The 21,961-nt window shown below is 38.4% G+C and carries 16 protein-coding genes; 10 read left to right on the forward strand and 6 right to left on the reverse strand.

All coding sequences use genetic code 11. The features are described from left to right. Positions 1-4 precede the first annotated feature (4 nt). The gene (locus ACQWU4_RS09200) at positions 5-1,537 is read left to right on the forward strand and encodes a hypothetical protein (protein WP_429935471.1); all 1,533 of its coding nucleotides are present in this window, start codon (positions 5-7) and stop codon (positions 1,535-1,537) included. A 24-nt stretch (positions 1,538-1,561) separates the two neighbouring features. Here ACQWU4_RS09200 and ACQWU4_RS09205 read toward each other — a convergent pair whose 3' ends face one another. Then, complete coding sequence (locus tag ACQWU4_RS09205) at positions 1,562-2,887, reverse strand: M48 family metalloprotease (protein WP_429935472.1); 1,326 nt, start codon at positions 2,885-2,887, stop codon at positions 1,562-1,564. 101 nt (positions 2,888-2,988) lie between these two features. Here ACQWU4_RS09205 and ACQWU4_RS09210 point away from each other — a divergent pair, with 101 nt between their 5' ends. From ACQWU4_RS09210 to ACQWU4_RS09220, 3 genes are read left to right on the forward strand one after another with little or no spacing between them, the layout of a single operon-like run. Beyond that, on the forward strand, positions 2,989-4,122 hold the full coding sequence (locus ACQWU4_RS09210; RefSeq protein WP_429935473.1) for a serine hydrolase domain-containing protein: 1,134 nt from the start codon (positions 2,989-2,991) through the stop codon (positions 4,120-4,122). A gap of 5 nt (positions 4,123-4,127) precedes the next feature. Continuing rightward, the gene (locus ACQWU4_RS09215; RefSeq protein WP_429935474.1) at positions 4,128-4,739 is read left to right on the forward strand and encodes a YdeI/OmpD-associated family protein; all 612 of its coding nucleotides are present in this window, start codon (positions 4,128-4,130) and stop codon (positions 4,737-4,739) included. A 6-nt stretch (positions 4,740-4,745) separates the two neighbouring features. Then, positions 4,746-6,296, forward strand: coding sequence for a tetratricopeptide repeat protein (locus ACQWU4_RS09220; protein WP_429935475.1), 1,551 nt, complete (start codon positions 4,746-4,748; stop codon positions 6,294-6,296). On the opposite strand, the gene ACQWU4_RS09225 is transcribed toward ACQWU4_RS09220, so the two are convergent. The 5 genes from ACQWU4_RS09225 to ACQWU4_RS09245 form a co-directional block, all read right to left on the reverse strand. Further along, the gene (locus tag ACQWU4_RS09225; RefSeq protein WP_429935476.1) at positions 6,297-7,208 is read right to left on the reverse strand and encodes a hypothetical protein; all 912 of its coding nucleotides are present in this window, start codon (positions 7,206-7,208) and stop codon (positions 6,297-6,299) included. A gap of 8 nt (positions 7,209-7,216) precedes the next feature. Continuing rightward, positions 7,217-8,029, reverse strand: coding sequence for a hypothetical protein (locus ACQWU4_RS09230; RefSeq protein WP_429935477.1), 813 nt, complete (start codon positions 8,027-8,029; stop codon positions 7,217-7,219). Between the two features lie 10 nt (positions 8,030-8,039). Continuing rightward, positions 8,040-8,900, reverse strand: a complete 861-nt coding sequence (locus ACQWU4_RS09235) for a hypothetical protein (RefSeq protein ID WP_429935478.1) — start codon at positions 8,898-8,900, stop codon at positions 8,040-8,042. A 228-nt stretch (positions 8,901-9,128) separates the two neighbouring features. Next, on the reverse strand, positions 9,129-10,400 hold the full coding sequence (locus ACQWU4_RS09240; RefSeq protein ID WP_429935479.1) for a DUF4113 domain-containing protein: 1,272 nt from the start codon (positions 10,398-10,400) through the stop codon (positions 9,129-9,131). A gap of 172 nt (positions 10,401-10,572) precedes the next feature. Next, entirely contained in the window at positions 10,573-12,156 is a 1,584-nt protein-coding gene (locus ACQWU4_RS09245; protein ID WP_429935480.1) for a Na+/H+ antiporter, read from the reverse strand. A 305-nt stretch (positions 12,157-12,461) separates the two neighbouring features. Between ACQWU4_RS09245 and ACQWU4_RS09250 the strand changes: the two genes are divergently transcribed. The 6 genes from ACQWU4_RS09250 (at position 12,462) to ACQWU4_RS09275 (ending at position 21,926) form a co-directional block, all read left to right on the forward strand. Next, a complete protein-coding gene (locus tag ACQWU4_RS09250; protein ID WP_429935481.1) occupies positions 12,462-12,962 on the forward strand; it encodes a M15 family metallopeptidase in 501 nt (166 codons plus the stop codon). A gap of 189 nt (positions 12,963-13,151) precedes the next feature. After that, positions 13,152-14,189, forward strand: coding sequence for a patatin-like phospholipase family protein (locus ACQWU4_RS09255; RefSeq protein WP_429935482.1), 1,038 nt, complete (start codon positions 13,152-13,154; stop codon positions 14,187-14,189). A 233-nt stretch (positions 14,190-14,422) separates the two neighbouring features. After that, a complete protein-coding gene (locus ACQWU4_RS09260; RefSeq protein ID WP_429935483.1) occupies positions 14,423-14,593 on the forward strand; it encodes a hypothetical protein in 171 nt (56 codons plus the stop codon). Between the two features lie 292 nt (positions 14,594-14,885). Beyond that, a complete protein-coding gene (locus ACQWU4_RS09265; protein ID WP_429935484.1) occupies positions 14,886-16,244 on the forward strand; it encodes a leucine-rich repeat protein in 1,359 nt (452 codons plus the stop codon). Positions 16,245-16,261: 17 nt separating this feature from the next. Continuing rightward, positions 16,262-18,175: a hypothetical protein gene (locus ACQWU4_RS09270; protein ID WP_429935485.1), complete on the forward strand. Its 1,914-nt coding sequence runs from the start codon at positions 16,262-16,264 to the stop codon at positions 18,173-18,175. Positions 18,176-18,197: 22 nt separating this feature from the next. Continuing rightward, on the forward strand, positions 18,198-21,926 hold the full coding sequence (locus ACQWU4_RS09275; RefSeq protein ID WP_429935486.1) for a hypothetical protein: 3,729 nt from the start codon (positions 18,198-18,200) through the stop codon (positions 21,924-21,926). The last annotated feature ends 35 nt before the right edge of the window (positions 21,927-21,961 follow it).

A 21,961-nucleotide genomic window follows, 5' to 3' on the forward strand; every position in this document is an offset into this window, starting at 1 on the left:
ATCCATGAAAAAAATATATTTTGTAATCTTTGGATTATTCCAAACCCTATCCTATTCCCAGACACAGGATCTCACGACGCTTGCCGCCGGTGATCATGTGGGAATGAATGCCTTATTTGACGACAAAGACAATCTTTACGGTTATGTATCCCTCTATTCTTACGGAAAAACAGGGGATAAAACGAAGAAATTCGAATATGTAATCCTTGATAAAAATCTTAATCCTGTTGCCAACAAAGAGTTTGAAGGAGATATTACAGCCGCTTCTTACCTTGGGTATGTAGATTTTAAAGGACAGATCATTTTAAAACCGTCGATGATGGATTATTCCCTGGTAAAAAGCAGGGAGATCTTCACACCGGTTTCCATGGTAATAGATCCGAAAACCAATACCATTAAGAGAAAAGTGTACTATGATTATCTTGAGGACGGCACTTTCAAGGAGATTAATGAGCCTAAAAACTGGAAAGCACAGCGCAAGGAAAACCGCGAGGAGAAAAAAGAAAAAGGCTACAATTATGTTTCCGCAGTGGGAGAAGTGAAGGAAGGTGGTTATTTTGCCATAGAATACAAAGATTACGGAAAATATGTGAATAACAACAGCATCATTAAATTCGATGATAATAAAAAGGAGCTTTGGAGGTATAAGTATAATACTGACGGCAACAAAAAAGTATTCTCCACTTTATCTGTTCTGGAAAGGGATGAAAACTATATGTACTGCATCATGAAAAAAGCGGATGATGACAAAAAATCATTCAGCCTTGTTGTGATTGATATGAAAACAGGTAAAGAAGCTGCCAACAAACCTATCACAGGGCTTTCCGATACTACCATTGATCTGATCGACAGTTTCTCCCTCGGATACGGCAGCAGTCTGGACAATGATAAGACATTTGATGACAAGATTGTTTTAATGGGAAGAAATTTCACCAAATATGATTTTATAGGTTACGCAAGAATGATGGTCAATAAATCCAATTTTACCGTAGATACGAAACAAATCAATTTCAAACCGGATTTTGCATCATTTCTTCCGAAAATCAATGCCAACGGAATGGTGGAAAGCGGCTATATGCTTCAGACCAAGGATATGTATTTTATGAATGACGGAAGCGTGGGTATCCTTACCGAAAAATACAAACCGGCCGGCCAGTACAATGCCCCTAAAACTACAGACCTTGTTTATATTTATACCGATAAAGATTTTAAGATCAAAAATGTACAGGTTTTTGAAAAGGAAAAAACAAAATGGGTAAACAGCGATTATCTTTTCTCCCAGTACCTCAACGGCGGAAAAGATGTTGTATTCTTCTACCGCGATTATCAGAAAGATGAAGTGACCAAACAGAAAAAATGGAATCTTTTTATCAACACTGTTATTGATGGAAAATTCAAGCAGGAAATCATTCCTATCTCTGAAAAAGACAACTATGCCGTTACACCATATGTAGGGAAAGAAGGTTACATTCTTCTCCGTGAATATAATGAAAAAGAGAAATTCAACAAGATCCGTTTAGAAAAGCTGAACTATTAAAAAATAAGAATCCTGATGTAATTATCAGGATTCTTTTATTTGGTAACTGCTCTGATAAAAATCTGCTATATTTTTTATATCATCCAGGCTTAAATTCCACATAAAGTTCAGGAACTGCTGATAACTTTCACTTTGATTTTTAGGTTCTATCCTGTCCAGATAGCGGTTCAGGTTGTAGTTTTTCCGGGCTTCATATATTTTCGAGAAACATTTACCCAGCCAGCCTTTATAATATTTTTCCTCTTCCCCGTCCTGCAAAAACTGCATGGATACGTAAATTCCCAATCCATAATCCTCAGAGTGAAAAAAATTGGGAAGAATTTCCATCCTCGCCATTTTCTTTAATGTTGTAAACGTTTCAGAAACTTTTTCCTGTTCTGCAGGCGTTTTCAGTTCTGCAAAAATCTTTTTCAGCTTTTCAATCCTTCTGGACATTTCGGGATGTGATGCCAGAGAATCTTTATCCAGCTTTTCTTTATAGAAATTATAGTTGTAGAGCGAAAAATCTTCTTTTTTCATCCACTTTTCATTGAAAGCCTGCTTTGGAAGATCAAAAAGTTTTTTATAGGTTTCTATCTTCAATTCACGGGGAGAAATCGTATCAAAATCCTGCAGGCGCTGCAATGCATTAACAAACTCAACTTTTTTGAAGTCACTGTTCTTAAAGATCATATAACCCAGCGAATCTGCCTGCATTTCCTGTTTTCTTCTCTCCACTCCTTTTTTATAGGCACGGTTTTTAAGAATATCAAAGGCTTTCTGATTTTGGCTCTGGCTTCGCTTTATGGTCGTTTCTTTCAGATTTTGTACGGTTATTTTATCCAGCTGATCCTGTTCAATGATGCTTAAAAATGTTTTAAGCGAATGTTCATCTATTTTATGTCCTAATTCATGGGTGATCACTGCTGCGATCTGGTCTTCACTATTAAGCCAGTTATACAGCCCCATATTAATTACAAAAGTACCGTCTGCAAGACAATAGGCATTGGGAGTATTATCTCTTGCCACCAGAATTTTCAGATCCTGGGGGATGTTTGGGTTATTTTTTCTGAGACGCTGGATCAGGGTTTTGATTTCAGCTTCAAATTCAGATTTGAAAATAAAATCTTTGTTTTTAACCTGTTTTTCGAAATCGGTTCCGAATTCCTTATAAATTTTAGACAGCTCCGAACCTGTCTTTCCGGAATACTGTGATTTTAATTTTTTAATAAAAACCTCGTTATTCCCGGCAAAACTTTTTAAAAATTCTTTTCTCTGCAAATAATCTGCGGTGTCAATCATTTTATAGGTCTGGGCAATCCCCGTCACCGAAAAAATGAAAAACACAAATACAATGAGTTTTCTGGTCATATTTTTCATCATTTATCGCAAAAATAGTTTATTTACCGTTCCTTTCTCATTTTCTTGTCAAAATTATTTTAAATTTGTTTAAGACTGATACTCATGATCATATGAAGGTATTAAAATATGTAATAGGCGGAGCAGCCGTAGGTGTAGCCGCAGTTTATCTTTTGGGATACGATTATTTATTCAGCGGGATTTCCAAAACCTATCTCAAAGGAAAATCCAGTGCATACATTGATGACGGAATCCTGTTCCCCGGTAACCTCATCGCTACTGAAGAGCCCATATTATGGGCAGAAGCTCCTGAATATAACCATAAAGAACTGCCGGAACATGTGGTTGAAAATTTGAAGCATTCCAAAACAGCAGCTTTTGTAGTCATAAAAAATGGAAAAATACTTCATGAACAGTATTGGGACGGCTATAACCAGCTTTCTCATACCAACTCTTTCTCTATGGCGAAGGCTGTTACGGTAATGCTGCTGGGAAAAGCTCTGGAAGAAGGTATTATCAGGAATATAGATGAAAAGCTTTCCGGCTATTATCCTGAATTTAAAGAAAAAGAATTCGGAAGTGAAGTGACACTCAAAAATTTAGCCCAGATGGAAGCAGGATTGGACTGGGATGAAAATTACAATAATCCTTTTCTTCCCAATGCTAAAGCCTATTATGGCAAAAATCTTATGAAAGCAGTATTTTCAAGAAGATTTAAAGAAGAACCAGGAACCAGATATGAGTATCAGAGCGGATCTACACAACTTTTGGGGTTTGCTCTGAAAAAGGCTTTGAACCAAACATTAGCCAGTTATTTATCCGAAAAATTCTGGATTCCGATGGGAATGGAGCAGAATGCTTCATGGAGTACCGACCATTATGGAATGGAGAAAACCTATTGCTGTATTCACTCCAATGCAAGAGATTATGCGAAACTGGGACAGCTATTTTTAAATGACGGAAAAGTGGGTGAAAACCAGATCCTCAACACAGATTTTATTGAGCAGATGCGAACGCCTACACCAAAATCTGAGAAAATCTACGGAATGGGGCTTTGGATCAATCATGATAACCCCGTTAAGCATTATTATTTCCTGGGATTACAGGGACAATATATTATTATGGTTCCTGAACACAATATGGTGATTGTAAGAACCGGAAGCTACAGCAATAATCCTAAAAATGACAGAGGAAGACCTGATCAGGTAAAGTTCCTTGTCAATGAAACCGTACAACTATTCCAATAAACACCATGGAAAAGCACAGCCCAAAAATAGACACTTATATTGAAAAATCTCAGGATTTTGCAAAACCCGTTTTGAATTATATCCGGGAAACCGTTCACGAATTCTGTCCTGATGCAGAAGAAGCCATGAAATGGAGCTTTCCCAATTTCATGTATAAAGGAAAAATTCTCTGCGCAATGGCTTCCTTCAAACAACACTGTACTTTCGGATTCTGGCTGGAAAAAGAAATGCAGACAATGAAGGAAATTACCAAAGACATTGAAAAAAATTCGATGTTCAGCTTAGGAAAGATCACAAAAGTTGGGGATCTCCCTCCCAAAGTACTGCTAAAAAAAGCAATCGAAGAAGCAATGGAGCTTACGGATATGGGAGTTACCGTGAAAAAAGCAGCGCCATCCAAGACGGAAACTGAAATTCCTGATTATTTCCAGTCGGCCTTGAACAAAAATAAAAATGCCTTAGCTGTGTTTGAAAAAGGATCATTGTCTTTCAGGAAAGAATACATCAACTGGATCACGGAAGCTAAAACTGAAGCAACCAGAAATAAAAGAATGGAACAATCTTTGGAATGGATAGCCGAAGGAAAATCCAGAAACTGGAAATACGAAAAAAAATAAACCCAGATGGAGAAAAAAATTACATTCTTTCTCTTCCTTTTATTTTCAAATTTTATATTCTCTCAACAATTTGATTTTGAGGGACGGTATAAATATGCCCGGTTGCTGTCTTCAAAAAATCCGGACAGTTCGGAAATTGTTCTGAATACCATTATAGATTCTGCACAGAGAAAAAATCAGCCTGATTATCTTGCAAAAGCCTATTATCTGAAATCATTCAATAGTTATTTAAAATCAGATGCAAAAGGAGCACTGGACTTTGCGGAAAAAGCACTGAAAATTTCTACAGAGAACAATTATGCACCTGGAAAAGCTCTTGCCTACAGAATGCAGGGGACACAATATGCAAAACTTGGGTTGCTAAAAGAAGCTTCACAAAGCCTTAACAAAGGGTTGTCCGAAATAAAAAATGAAAATACTGATGAAGGACATGAGTTGAAAGGGATGATCTATAATTCTTTTTTGATCCTTCTTAATCAGGATGAATACCAAAAGAAAGCATCTTACTCTAAAAATGCAGTCCGGGAATTTCAGCAGATCAAAAACACTCCCAGAAGGAATGAGCTTCTGGTTTCGGCCTATACCAATCTTGGGTATAATCTATCTGAAGTCAAAAAGTTTGATGAAGCCCAGTCTTTTTTTGTGAAAGCACTTGCATTAGTTGGGAATGATAATCATTACCTGAAAGCCAGCATTCTTCATGATATCGGGTACTCGTTTTCTCAGCAGAATAAACAGGACAGTGCTGTTTCATATTATCAGAAAGCTTTAAAAATTGTCAGTCAATACGGTTTTACTGAAAAGAAGATAGAAATCACGAAAAATCTGGAAACCGCTTACAAACAAATTGGCGATCTCCCCAATGCTCAAAAATACAAACTGGAAAATCTTGAATTAAAAGATAGTGTGGTGTACAACCAAAAAATGGCTGTTAATAAAACCCTCAGCCAGAAAGAGGAGAATTTTGACAAACAGTTAATTAAAAGCCATAGCCTCTCCAAAGGTTTGATTGCCGCCTGTATCATTCTTCTTGTCGTTTTGGGAGCAGCTATTTTTAACATGCTCAACCTCAGAAAAAAACACAAAAAAGCTGTTGCCCAAATTTATCAGGAAGGAATTACTCCTGTTGCTTATGAAGATGATCCCCAGGAGGCTGAAGATCAATCGGGAAACAGCATTCCGGCCGATATAAAAATATCCCCTGAAACGGAAGAACTTATTCTAACAGGCTTAAAAGCCTTTGAAGAGAACTTTGACTTCAACAAAAAAAATATTTCACGTTATAATTTATCTAATGCACTGAACGTGAACACAAAATATCTGTCTGCGGTTATTAAGAAACATAAAAATTTCAATTTCAATCAATACATCAATTATCTGAGGATCAATTACATTGTTGATAAATTGAAAAATGAGTCTCAATACCGTAAATATAAAATCAATCACCTTGCAGAAATCACCGGATACTCTTCTCACAGTGCTTTCTCGCTGGAATTTAAAAAAATTACAGGAATGCATCCTTCCGCTTTTATCAAAGCACTTGAAGGGATTGCCTGATTATTGCTCTGCTATGGTAAGGTTATTGTATCCTCCTGTATTATTAAGAGAAAACCCTGCTGTGGCTAATCCGTTCAGATTAAACCAGATATAAGGCATCAGACGCTGTCCGGCAGTCATATAAAAAGAGGCTGTACAATTACTTCCTGCATCAATATTCCCGTTACTGTTTGAGGACATCGTATTGACACATTTCACTGTGTTTACAATATTTGTGGCAAGTACCCCGGTTGTATTATCATAGAGTTGCCAGATAGCCTCTATCTGAATGGGATTCAAAGGATCTGTCGTATAATTGATTGCAAGAGGAGCCAGGTCTGTAGTAAAAGTAGCCACATAAACACCATTTCGGGGAGCTGTAAAAATTCCTGTGGAAGCATTGAAATTGTTTCCTGAATTACTTTCAAAAGCTTTCGTCCATCCTACCAGATAATTGCTCGCACGGTTCTGCAGCCCTGTAGTGGTAGCTGCGGAAGGGGTTACCAGTTTTACCGTATTATCTGTTTTTGCTGCAATAACAATGACTTTGTTTACTGCCGGCTGGGCAGTGAGTAAGGGAAGCCATTCATTTCCATTGGAATATTCCATTCCTGTATTGTAACGAACTGCTCCTTCGTCTGCCGCTGCTGCCGTAAGTGAAGAAGTTCCGAAGCCGATTGCTCCGTTTCCTGAATTTCTGGCATCTATCTTTACAGCCGGGCTATGCATTCCCACTCCTATTTTCCCTGTATTTGTAATCAAAACATCATTACTTTGCTGGGCAGGTGTAAATGAAGTTCCTGATACGGGATTGTCCTTCTGTCCATCTGTATGAAAAATCCCTGCCGGATTTGGTGTATTAATTCCAACCTGCGAAAAGACAAAGTTGAAACTTAAGACTGAAATTATTAATAAATATCTTTTTTTCATCATTTCTGTTTTTATAATCCGAAAATACTTAAAGAAGTCAGTGAACCGTCTGCATCTAATGTTTTAGCAGTTCCTAAGGCCTGATTAAGGCTTACGGTAATATTATCTCCCTGATTAAGGTTGAAAATCCCCGAACAGCCTCCTGCTACGCGGTTGGAAAGTGAATTCGTTCCCGGATAGCTGCCTACACATTTGAAGACCTTATTAGTCGATGAAGAAACAGAATTGGTCTGAATCAGGGTTTCATAACGTGAATCATTGGCAATAGAACCGGAAGCCAGTGAAAATGTAAAAGAGACAATATATACCCCGGTTTTGGAGGCAATAAAAATTCCTGATCCCGAATTAAAACTTCCGTTAACATCTGTTTTTTTCGTCCAGTTAATAACAGCAGCCTGTGTTCCGCTGGTAAAACTTTGTGTGGAAGAGTTTTCTGCATCCACAAAATCGTTGGGAGCTTTGTGTGCCAGTGCAACCCAGGAAGTCCCGTTGGAATAACTTAGATCCGCTGTTCCGGAATTGTACCTCATCGCACCTGCCTTAGCTGCAGAAGCCGTCTGTGATGTTCCGCCAATACCTAAGGCATTCAAGCGCTCGTTGGATCGTAGATCTAATCTTGTTTTAGGAGATTTTGTTCCGGCTCCCATATTTCCTGAAGAAGTAACAACCACATCATCGTAATAACTGGCTGGAGTTGCCGGATTTGTATTTTTCTGCCCATCTACATGCAGTATTGCTTCGGGTGCAGACATATTGATTCCTATCTGAGCCTTAATAAACAGACTTCCTCCGATCATTAAAGCAATTGCTAATCTTTTTTTCATATCAAGTGTGTTATTGTTCTACAATAGAGAGATTTACAAAACCATATTCATTACTTGCCGGAGTGGTATCTGTTCTCAAGCTCAGACTTCCGTTATATACCGACTGGTAAATGTGTGGCTGAAAAGTATCTCCTTTGTTAAGCTGAACCCCCGCAACGCATGAACCTGCAACCTGTGCCTGTTTTGAGGTATTTGAAAAAGATTTAACACATTTTTTAACAACACTGCTTCCGTTAACAACATATCTGGCTTCTGAAAAATATCCTGAAACAATAGGAATTCTTACAAAGTCATAGGTAAAAGAGATTAAGTAAACTCCGGTTCTGGGTGCTGTGAAGATTCCTGTTGATGGAATAAAATTAGCAGTAGGGTCAGAAATTTCTGTCCATCCTGAGATTCCGGTAGAGGTCTGATAAGGTACTTTAACAGCAAAGTTCGCGGCCTGAAGATTAGCTACTACCACAGCTTTTGTAGGCGAAGAAATAAGGTCCTGCCATACAACTCCGTCCGAGTACTGCATTTTCCCGCCATTCAGCGGATTATACCTCATCGCTCCTGATCCTGCCGCAGATGCCGTTTGGGTGGTTTCTCCTATTGCAATAGAGTTATCCGCATTATTAGCAGACCGGGCGTCTATTTTTACTGCAGGAGTAAGAGTTCCCACTCCTATTTCTCCGTTGGCAGTGAATACTACATCATTGGCAGCCTGAGCAGCGGTTGGAACTCCTGAAGCCGGATTATCTTTGGCGCCATCGGTGTGCAGTACGGCCTGAGGACTTGACGTGTTAATACCAACTTGTGCATTAACAATATTCATCAAAAAGCATCCTCCAGCCACTACACTTTTCATCAATGTGTTTATTTTTTTCATTTAATTTGTGGTTTTTAGAATGAGAAAATTCTTCGGCAAAGATAGATTGAAGAGAATTATCCGTACAATATGCAAAAAGACACAAATAGCATAATCAACTGATAATGCGGATATTAAAAACACTAAAACAGTATTAAAATTCGGAATTTTAATAAAATCTGAAAAGAAATCTTGATAGATCCTGCATTTTTTAAATCAAAAAACACATTTATCAGAAAGTTTTAAACATTAATGAAATCTGAAATTGGCTTCAGGGAGTGTATTATTTTTTAAGAAGGCTTCGTATTCCGGAGAGAGCTGAGCCCGCCCGAATGTATTTTCTCCACTCATACTTCCAAGGCGTACTTTGTCTTTACCAAATTTTTTATTCATGGCATCCATAGCTTTCATTACCGGGAGATGCTGGTTTTGGGTATCTTCTTCAAAAAGACTGATAAGCCTTTCATTTTCGGGAACGAAATCATTGACGATCACTCCTGCTTTTTTATAATGAAATCCGTCCCGGTAAATAGTCTCAAAGAGTTCGTTCACTACCCTTCCTATTAAAATGGAGGAATTGGTGGGATTAGGAAGAATCTGGGTTATTGCATTTCTATATTCAGGAAGGTCTTTTCTGAAACGGTTGGTCTGAACAAAAACAGTAACCATCCTGCAGCAGGTATTTTGCTTACGCAGTCTTTCGGAACAATACATTCCAAAGGTTTCCACCCGTTCCCGGACTTCTTCTTTTTTTGTCAGCATTTCCATGAAGCTTCTGGTGACAGCAATGGATTTTTTGGGAGATGGGGCATCCAGTTCCAGCTGGCGGATCCCTTTCAGCTCGTTAATCATTCTCACTCCATGAATTCCCATTATTTTCCGAACCCACATTTCCGGTTTCTGAAGAAGGTCCCAGGCTTTATAAACCCCACTTTCGTACATTTTAACGGCAAGTCTGCGTCCTATCCCCCAGACATCACCTATGTTGAGCCATTTCAGGGCTTTTTCAATTTTTTCAGGAGTGTTAAGTATGTAGATCCCATCAAATTGATCCGGGAATTCTTTCACGATCCTGTTGGCGACTTTACACAGTGTTTTGGTAGGAGCAATTCCTATGCTTACGGGAATATTTTCCTGATTTTTGATGTCGTCTTTAATCTTGAGGCAGTAATCATGAATATCTACATATTTAAAACCCGAAAGATCCAAGAACAACTCGTCAATACTGTAAACTTCATAATCCACAACATATGACTTTGAGATATTGATAACCTGCTGGCTTTTATAATTATAGAGCTCAAATTTCGCAGAAAAACTTTTTACATCATGCTGTTTGAAAAGATCTTTATACTTGAATGCAGGAGCAGCCATAGGAATACCCAGATCTTTTGCTTCTTTGCTTCTGGACACAACACAGCCATCATTATTAGAGAGTACCACAACAGGTTTCCCTTCAAGAGACGGATCCAGAGTTCTCTCGCAGGAAACAAAAAAGTTGTTGCAGTCTACTAAAGCATACATGACAGAATGATGATAATTTTAATGCAAAATTACATTTAAAAAAATAATTATTCTCTTTTACTTTAAAATTAACACCATATTTAACACACTGAATATGATACAGTTAATTTATTTCAAACACGTCATGTTTTGTCGCATTAGCGCTGTAACTTATACGCCCGAATTACTGATCTTATATCATCTTTAAACGCTCTTCCTCCAAATCAATCTGATATAAATGCTGGCGGATCACCTCTTCATTAATGGATACATCTTTATTCAGCTCTGAAAGGTATTGCCTCTGACTTTCGAGCATTTCAACGAAAATAACTTTGTTTTTTTCATTCATCCAGCCTTCATCATTAGCTTTGTTTTTTTCTTCCCAGTGTTTCAGCATCCTTTCTATTCCCGTATGTCCCTGTAATTCATTTTCATGTTTTGATTTCAGAAAATGATAGATATGCTGTCTCAGCTCACGCTTTATTTTCTGTCTGGTCTGCTCTTCCTCTTCTTCATTCATAAAATCCTGAAATGCATGTACTTTGTTTATAAAATAAGGTAATGTAAGCCCCTGAACCAATAAAGTAAGCAGGATAACAACAAAAGTGATAAATAATATTAGGTTTCTGTTAGGAAAAGGTATTCCGTTTTCAAGAGTAATAGGAATAGCCAAAGCTGCAGCCAGTGATACTACACCCCGCATTCCTGTCCATCCAAGGAAAAGCGGCATCAGAAGAGTCCTTTTTCTGGTAGATGCTCTCGGAGCCACACTTGGTCTGAAAATAAGTGTAGCCAGCATTGCAGCATAAGAACTTATGATTCTGGCCAGAATGAGAACTACTGTTACGATAATTCCATATTTAACGGCAGTACCTAAAGGAATTCCCTCGGAACGAAGTCCTCCTACAATTTCGGGAAGTTCAAGACCTATGAGTAAGAAAACAATACCGTTCAATACAAATACAACACTCTCCCAGACGCTGTATCCTTTTATTCTGCTGGCGCTGTTTAAAAATATCAAACGTCTTGTAGACATATACAAGCCTCCTGATACTACAGCCAGTACACCGGAACTGTGAAGCTGTTCCGCGATCCAGTACATAAGATAAGGTTCTATAAACGTTAATGCAATATCTGAAGCCGCATCTGTAGGCAGCCGTTTGTGTACCTGAACGAAGATCCAGCCGAGAAGCAATCCAATCCCGGCCCCTCCGATGACCATCCATAAAAAGCTCAGGGAAGCTTCCTGCCACACGAACTGTCCGGTACCCACTGCAATAAGTGCAAAACGGAAAATAATAAGCGAGGAAGCATCATTCAGTAAACTTTCTCCTTCCAGAATCGCGGAAGTGGTTTTGGGAATTTTTACAAATTTCATAATGGCTCCGGTACTTACGGCATCAGGCGGGGAAACAATTCCTCCTAACAGAAAACCAAGGGCAATTGTAAACCCGGGAATAAAATAATTGGCTGCCACAGCAACAGAAAGAGCTGTGAAAAACACGACCAAAAATGCAAAACTGCCAATAATCCGCCACCACCTTCTCATTTCTTTAAAGGAAATTGCCCAGGATGCTTCAAAGAGTAAAGGCGGTAAAAATATAAAGAAAATAAGGTCCGGATCTACTTTTACAACGGGAAGCCCGGGTATAAAACTCACCAGCAGACCGAAAACAACCAATAAAATGGGATAGGCGATCTTCAGTTTGGTCGCCCACATATTCAGCAAAACGATAGCAGCTATCATTGCCAGGAAAAAAGGTAAGTTACTGTGCATTGAAATATTGTGTTTTTTATTGCAGCTTCATTAAATTTTTAATGTTTTATGAGCTGTTTTTTACAAATATACATTCAATCTGCTTTTCTTGTATGAATTTTTCTGATCGTATTTGAACTTAATTTTAATGATTCATACAATTTTCAATTATTATGTTAACTAGTCGTATATTTGAAATGATATCCTATTATTAATCATCAGGTTAAATGAAAATTTTATATCAGAAACCTATTTTTAATTAAATACGTCAAGTTCCGTCGTCCTCAGCCTATACTTTTGTTTCATAAAATAAATAATAATGAATCATGGATAAAGTAACGTCAGAAAGAATAGAAAAACTTCACCCTTCTGTAAGAGATGAAGTAAAACAAATCATAAAAGAGTGTGATGAAGCCCTTACCGGAAGAGCTAAAGTAAGAGTCACACAAGGACTCAGGTCTTTTGAAGAGCAGGAAAAGCTGTATGCCATCGGAAGGATTACTTCCGGAAAAAAAGTAACGAATGCCAAAGCCGGTCAGAGCATCCACAATTACGGACTTGCTGTTGATATCTGTCTGATGATCGACGGAAAAGTCGCAAGCTGGGATACAGTAAAAGACTGGGACAATGACAAGGTAGCCGACTGGTACGAATGTGTAAAAATTTTCGCAAAACATGGCTGGGACTGGGGCGGAAACTGGAAAACATTTAAGGACCTTCCCCACTTTGAAAAAAAGAATATCATGACCAAAAAAGGACTGGTAAAAACGAGCTGGAGAACACTTTCAAAGCTGCCAAGAGACAAGCAAAATTATATTCTATTTTAATTCTCTTTTATTTGAAAATAATTATAATACGACAAGTTCTGTCGCTTCCCCGGCCTACCTTTGTTTTATAAGAAAATGTTAGTTAACTGAGATCTCAACACTGAAACCAGCATCTGTTTTTAAAGGCAGAAAGTTGGTTTCAGTTGTCTCAGGACCTTAGTTTTTTCTTTTAAAACCAACAAACATCACATGAAAAAGACAACCATTCTTTCTTTGGACGGGGGCGGAATAAGGGGTATTATCACCTGCATTATTCTCCGCTACATAGAAGAGCAGCTTCAGTATCATGACAATCCGGGGGCAAAACTCGGAGATTATTTTGATCTGGTTGCTGGAAGCAGTACAGGAGGACTGATCGCTTCTATTATTCTATGTCCCGATGAACACCGGAAAGCGAAATATTCTATCCAGAAAGGATTGGAATTATACGCTGAAAAGGGAGGCGACATCTTTCAGGTTTCTTTTTGGGAAAAGCTGGTCAATCCGTTTGGCCTGCTTAATGAAAAAATCTCTCAGGAAGCTCTTGAAAAAAATTTGAATGACTTTTTTGGAACTTTAGAACTTAAAGAATTTATAAAACCATGTTTAATAACCAGTTATGACATTGAAAACAGGAGAGCAAAGCTTTTTAATTCCTGGGAAGCCAATCTGAGCACGGATAATTTTTATGTAAAAGATATCTGCAGAGCTACATCAGCTGCTCCCACTTATTTTAGTCCGGTGCAGATCAAATCGATGTACGGACAGATCTTCAGCCTGATTGACGGCGGTATGTTCGCTAATAATCCTGCTTTATGTGCTTATGCGGAAGCCAGAAAAATTCCTTTTGCAGAAGTATTGAAGAACCATCAGAAAGCGAATCATCCGGGGGTAAATGATATGATTATCGTTTCTATAGGAACAGGTATTGAATCCAAGCCCTATTCTTTCAGAAAGCTTCAAAAGTCAGGAAAAATAGGCTGGGTAAATCCTATCATTGATATATTAATGTCTGCGAATGCGGAAACTGTGGATTATCAGCTCTGTCAGATGTTTCAGACTTTAGGACTGAGAAATCAGAAAAATTATTACCGACTGAATCCTTCATTAAAAAATGCATCTCCTTCTATGGACAATGTAAAAAGATCAAACATTGAAAACCTTATCCAGGCAGGACTGAGCTACATTGATGATAACAGGGAAACTCTGAATCAGATAGTGCAGAAACTGATCAAAAATAAAATATAAGCTTTTTACCTTATAAAAACTTAATATAAGCTTAAAAACTAATATTTGAAATTGATAAAAAGTTTTTAAAATACGTCAAGTTTTGTCGTCCTCCACTCCTACTTTTGGAGTATAAACAAAGACACAAAAATTATAATCCTTAAAATTTAAAAAAGCCTTTGAATTCAACATTTATTAATGCTGGACAGCCAGAAATATGTTCAAATCATAACCTCAACTTTAAAACACGAAACATGGAAACACCTAATCACAATCCAGATATACTTTTCGATGAGGATCTCTATACTATTGAATGGAGCGATATCGAACATCTAGAAATGGACTACGAGAATTATCTCGATGACATTGAAAATTTTTTCAGGGAAGATTTCGAAGACTGTATTCCTGAAGAAAATATATACTAAATAAATTTTAACACGACAAGTTCTGGCGCTGTCTTGAATTACCTTTGAAACACCAAATCAAGACACCCGACACTCCCAATTAATCATTCAAAACCCTTTGAATTCATCATTCACAAAATGCTGGACAGCCAGAACTATGTCTAAAAATCTTTAAAAACCATGGAAAAATAATCTGTAAAGTGGAAATATAGCCTGTAACCACTAAAAAAGGCTAGCCTGAAGAGCTATTCCAAACAGCCTCTTCAAACATACCCATTAATTAACCAAAAAAACAAAATCACACAGTTTTATTATGAAAACAAAAGAAGAACTAAGGCTCTACTTCGAGAATGGAGATCAGCCTACACAAGAACATTTTTGGAGCTGGCAGGACTCTTACTGGCACAAAAATGAAAAAATCGATATAAATAAGATTGCCGGTTTAGAAGATGGCTTACCGAATCCCAATTATATTTATGCAGATGTAAATGATGAAGGTACGGCCTCTTTAGAATCTTATTTAGAAAAAAAGATATTTATCAAACCCGGTACTTTACGTATTCCCGATAATTTTGCTTCCAACATGTCCATAGCGGAAGTATTCATTCCTGAGAGTGTAGAAAGTATCGGAACAGGGGCTTTTTTACACAACATGCTGAAATCTTTAACTATCTCAAACAATATTACTGATATTGGAGATAGTGCGTTTCAAGGCAATAGAATCAGTTCGTTAAATATCTCCGAAAGCATGAAAGAGATTAAACCATGGACCTTCAACGATAATAAGCTGACCTCAATAGAAATTCCAAAGAATATTACAAGCATCGGAGCAGGAGCATTCAGAAACAATCAACTTACCTCTGCAAATATTCCTGATGATATTACCCGGATTGAATCATCAATTTTTCAAAATAATCAATTGGGTTCAATAAATATTCCCCAAAACACTACTGATATTGGCAGTTATGCATTTCAAAATAATCAGTTGGTTTCAATAGAAATCCCTGAAAATGTAACAGCTATCGGAGCCTATGCATTTCAAAGCAATAAACTGGAATCTGTAAGTATCCCCGGCGGTATTACAATAATTAACGAAGCTGTTTTTGCAGATAACCTTCTGACCTGGGTAAACATCCCTGAAAAAGTAACGAATATCGAAGACAGCGCCTTCCGGAATAATCAATTGACATCTGTAGATATTCCTGAAAAAATTACAAACATCGCCCGTTTTGCTTTTGCAGATAATCTTCTGGATTATATAAAAATTCCGGAAAGTGTATACAATATCGACTATTCTGCTTTTCAGAATAACCGGTTAAGATCAGTAGAGATCCCCAATAGTGTGACAAGCATCCAGCCTTATGCATTTCAAAATAACCAGCTGGATTCCTTAAGAATTCCGGAAAATATTAAAGTGATCAGGGAATCTGTTTTTGCAGATAATCTTATCACTTCTGTAGAAATCCCCGAACATGTTACAGAAATTGGCGATAGTGCATTCAAAAACAACAAGTTAACCTCTGTAACCATTCCCGGAAGTGTTTATTATATTAATCAACATGCCTTTATGAACAATAATTTATCGACTGTCTCTTTAAGCGAAATGACAGGATATTATCAGTCTTCCTTTGATCCAAATGTGGAAGTAAGCGGAGGATATCTGTTAGGTTAAAACAAAATTTAAATGAAATGAAAACAAAACAAGAACTAAAACAATTTTTTGAGAACGGAGACATTCCCAACCAGGAACAGTTCTGGGAGTGGCAGGATTCTTACTGGCACAAAGACGAAAAAATCCCGTCAGATAAATTAGACTACGATTTTTCCAAAAAGGCAGACCTTGTCAACGGACAGGTTCCTGCATCCCAACTGCCGAGTTATGTAGATGATGTTCTGGAATTCGCATCTCAGACAGAGCTTCCTTCAACAGGTGAGCCCGGAAAAATATATATCACTACGGATAACAACAAGCAGTACAGATGGAGCGGAAGTTCATATGCCCAGATGCTGTCTTCAGAAAGCCAGGACCTGAACAGCATTGTTTCAAATGGTAATTATGCCCCGAGGTTTATCTCTTTTATTCCTGAAAATGTACAAAATACTACGGAAGGAAGCAGACATTCAGCATTGGGGGCCAATTCAGCAACCTACTCATTTTTCTTCGGAAATATGAACCCTGCCCATACAGGAATTTACAATACTTCTTTCGGTTATAATTCCTTACCCAATATCACAACAGGCCAGTATAATACTGCAACGGGCCATTTCAGCGGACAGGATTTAACAACGGGAGGTACAAATACCCTTATGGGAACTGAATCCGGTTACGGGCTGACAACAGGAAACGAAAATACCCTAGTAGGGGTTGCTTCAGGATATGGTATTAAAACAGGATCCGGCAATGCTTTTCTGGGAAAATGGACAGGATCTTTCATTGCAGGAAACAACAATACTTTCCTTGGATATCAGGCAGGACAATTCTGGGGACGCGGAGGAAGTGGTCTTTGGTCTTCCAATATCGTTATTGGAGGTGGTACTTCAGGACATTCTAACGGGATATGGGGTGAGAATAATGTTATCATCGGTTCTAATTTAGAATTAATCGGGAACAACAGTAACAGATTCATTATCAACAATTATCTGGCTAAAGCCAACAGATGGTATAATACCCATTTTATTGAAGGAAACTTTGCGGACAGGTGGCTCAGATTTGACACAAGCCTTCAGGTTTTAAGATTACCGCAGGCCGACACTACTTTCACCAGAAATATCGTAGCAAAACCTGACGGTACTTTCGGTTGGACGGACCAGCTGCCTTCTGAAGGTATTCCTTTATCCGGAACCAAGCCCAATGCCCCTGTCTCAGGAAGCTTAGAATTCATGACCGCTCTGCCCGAAGAAAGCACCCTGTTGTACAGAAACAATCCGGATACAGGAGTAAAAAGTGAAATAGGGTTCCATCCTGAATCAATGACCCTTACTTCCACAAACTCCGATATGCATATGGAAATGGCAAGAATTGAAGTTACCAATGATGGAATCAATATGGCAAGCGGAAGTTCAAAACTGACTCTTGAGCGGGAAAGAGGCTCGTTTATGACCTATGATCGTGAAAAAGGAATCATCATAGATTCTGATCCTGATTCTCCTGTCACCATCAAACATTTTTCCTCCACTTCCTCCACAAAACCAAGAGGACTTACAGGAATGTATGATTATTCAAAGAATCTGGAAGGCCTGGATTATATTCAGAAAGTATATGCGGACCGACAACATTCTTATACAACTAAAGAAGAGGAGACCGGCGGCACCTGGATCAACGGTAAGCCTGTTTATAAAAAAACGCTGTTTTTAGACCAGATTCCGAGAACCGGTGAGATAGATCTCATACCCGATTTCCCTGATGTTGAAACCATTGTCTCCAATCAGATGTTTACAGAATGGTATGCTCTGGATGTTGCATTTGCAGGTAACCAATGGCGAACAAAGGCATTTATCACCGTAGAAAAAGACAAGGCTATCATTGAACTTTCAGGTACATCTGATTATGACTATTCACTCATTAATTCATTTACCCTGACTCTTGAATACACAAAAAAATAAATCATCAAAACAAAATATTAAAATGGCAACAAACAACAAAAACAACGCATCACAAACTCTTTTCAGATTCGTAAGTTTAAGAAACCCACAATTGACTGAAACTAAAAAACAGAACCTTGGTTTCATTCAGAGGCCTGCCGATATGGCAAGCGCATTTGATACAGCAGTAAATCCCGGTGATACGGCATTAATGAAATTCCAGGCATTGGAACGGGCTGCAAAGTCTTTCAACACAGCCGGATATGATACTGAACTTCAGATCGAAGAAGGTTCTCTTTCTGAAGCCCTTAAGATCGGAAGAAAAATCGCCAAAAACGAAACAATCTCTGCCGCTGATGAAAATACAGCCAAAAATCTTTATAACACTATTGCCATTCAGGATAAAATGGGGCAGGTATGGGACAATCTGATATATCAGACCGTTACACAGAAAAACTTCTATGTAAAAGAAGCATTGGTTCATATTCTCAAAGCACTGCATTTCGGATATGTCTGCGATCTTCCCGTAACTCCTGAACTAACAAAAATCAACGGTGATGATTTAAAAGCCAAAGCCCTTGAAGCCAGAGTAGTTCTTCCTATGAAATTTTTCGGAGACGGGTATGAAGGTCAAAGTTCAGGAACCTTTACCGGACAACCGTTCACTGTAGCAAAATCTACCATAGGAGGAGAAGATGCTATCAATACCAAAACTTCATCTCTTTCTGTTCCTGCAAAAGAACAGCTTAAGGCTGAAGGAGAAAAGATTCTTGAACTGACAAATCTTAACTTTGAAAAAGATAGTTTAAATACGCTTAAAACTGAGCTTGAAAAAGTTCAGAAAATCTATCAGAAAGCAAGAAGTAAAGCTTATGATGCTGCTTATAAAGAATATCTTGCCGCTAATGGACCTGAACTTGACAGATACAGAGAGCGTCTGAAAGAAATTGAATCACAAATTACTGAAGGAATGACAGAGGCGGAAATCAATGCTTTATATGCCGGTCTTGAAGAACCCAACATTCCACCTTTTGTCTTCGTCTATAAGGATGAAATCAATTTTGGAGATTTTAAAGCCCTGCTTTCATTGGACTCACTGAAAATCTTCGTTGACAACTTTACTACATTAAGCAGTGGCGTAAAACCTGAAGACGGGTTCGATTTCACTAAAATCGATGTCGTTTCCGACAGACAGCTTCAGCTGGGAGAAGCTGTTGTATCCATCACCGATGAATATGACACTTATCCTGAAGTATTTGAAAAAATTGAAGAAGAGCATTCCGCAAGAACCCAGGCATTATTCCAAAAGACTCCGGTTCAGGAACAGAAATTTGCAAGCCTGGGAGGAATTCTAGTTCCGGTAGCAGATTCTTTCACTCAGTATGCCTCCAAAGTAACACCAAGATCATACTATTTAAAAGCGACCCCACAGGGAAGCATTTACTCAGGAAGTGCGGCCTATCTTACATTCTACTATCAGGCAGAAAGTTCGGCCTGGGGTATGGCCTCCGCTAAACTCTCCATTATTTCAGATGTAGGAAACTTTGAAGAAAGCTTTACCAATATTGAACCGGCAGACAACAAAGTAACGCTGGCTTCCGTAATGGTAGGCAAATTCAGCAAGTACATCCGTAATGTTAAGATTAAGATCTATTTCAACAACGGTAAAGAGGCTTCATTAGATCTTTCCGGCATAGAACCAAACAGTGCATATACTGATGTTCTGTATGTAGAAGATACCAAGGATGAAACAGAAAATCCAGGTTCCGGAGGAGAAAATCCTCAGCCGGGAACATTTATACCAAAACATTTCGGTGTTAAAAGATTAGGTATTGCAGATTATCTTAAAGTGGAGCAGAGTGTTCATGCTTACGTTCCGGGAGAAGTCTCCAATATTGAAAACGTAATGGCCAGTGAACTTCGTCATAAATCTTCTGTAGCCAGGGATTATTCTGAAGTTATAGACACTACATCAGAATCTGTTGAAACAGAAAAAATCTCAGATACTACCAAAACTGAAAGAAACGAAATGCAGAGTGAGGTTGCGAAGGAACTGGAAAGAGAACAGAATATCACTGCCAGCACTAAATTCACTTACGACACCAAAGTATACAAATTTGAGATCGGAGGCAGCTATGCCAACAATACTTCCCAGCACGACAGCACAAAACAGGCGGTAACTAAATCTCAGGAGATCACCGAACGTGCTATGGAACGTGTTCTTACCAAGATCAATAAAGAGCGTGTCCAGAAGATTATTAAAGAATTTACGGAAACCAACGTTCACGAGTTTGACAACAGAGGTCAGGCCAGTCAGGAAACTCCGCAGCACATCACCGGAGTATACAGATGGGTAGATAAGAAAATGAAAAATCAGATTTACAACTATGGTAAACGTACCATGTTTGAATTTATGATTCCGGAACCTGCAAGACTCCACACCCTTGCTACAGCAGTATCCAGAACAGATACACTGACGGCTCCTATTGACCCAAGAAAGGCAGAAAAACCGTGGAATATGGCCAGCGCCCAGGTAGCTACCAAAGATCAGATTGAATATTGGGCGAATATCTATAATGTAAAACTTACCGAACTTGCAAAATCCCCTATCAACCTTATTCTTGGAAAACAATGGGAAAAAGTAGACGGTAACGAAGAATACAGGCACAGAACTATTGATATCCCTGTCAATTACGAAGCAAGCAGCGTAAAAATGTTCTATGGCTTCGAAAGAGACAGAAAAGGAACGAGTACTTTATACACCAGCAACTTTGCCGGAGGAATGGTTCCTTTCTCAAACGGTGGCCCTTCAATTGATGCTACTGCCTATTTCACTCCTCAGAACGTAACAGGATCTTATGATTTTGTTTACAAATGTTCCAATATTGATTCTGTAAATATTGCGTTTGAAATTACCTGTACACTTTCCCAGGCATATATAAAATCCTGGATCCAGGAAAACTTTACAGCAATTATTAAAGCTTATGAAGACGCTTATGCCATCTTTATGGAAAAACAGAAAGAACTGGAAGAAAAAGCAAAAACAGAAGAAGAAGCAAATAAAGAGAAACTGGGCAACTTCTATCGTGAAATGGAAGCAGTGATTTTAAAACACAATTGTATTGCGTATCTGCTTCAGGATTATCTGACTACGCTTGGACAATCCTTTACTTCCGGAAGCCAGATGAGTGATTTTAAAGTAATTCTAAGCGAAAACCTTGAACAATACACAGCTTTGGCAAAATTCATGGAACAGGCATTTGAATGGAGTATCATGGATTATACCTTCTACCCGTACTATTGGGCAGACAGAAAAAGATGGCAGGAAATGTATCTTACACAAAGTGTAGATCCGTTGTTCAGAAACTTCCTTCAGGCTGGTATGGCCAGAGTAATTGTGACTGTGAAGCCTGGTTTTGAAGATGCTGTACAATTCTTTATGAGTACCGGAAAAATCTGGAACGGAGGTGAAGTTCCTGTTATCGGAGACCCTTTATACATGTCTATCGTAGATGAACTGAGACAACCTTCCGGTGAGCCTCAGGGAAAATACTGGATCACAAGAATTCCTACTACTTTAACAATCCTGCAGGCCCAATCTGTAGGTCTGGAAGTAGAAAATGCACTTCCGATCTTCAAGGAAGATGATCCTAAAAACTGTGAGAACCCAAGGGAGCTGGAAACAGAAAGCGCTTTCAAATTAATGGATAAAGCAACGCTTGAGGCTGGTACAGAACCAACAACCTTACCAACCAATATTATCAACAAATAATTTTCATTAACGGCGGCGGAATTTCTGCCGCCGTT

The organism is Chryseobacterium sp. MIQD13 (assembly GCF_050496705.1).
Lineage (GTDB): Bacteria > Bacteroidota > Bacteroidia > Flavobacteriales > Weeksellaceae > Chryseobacterium.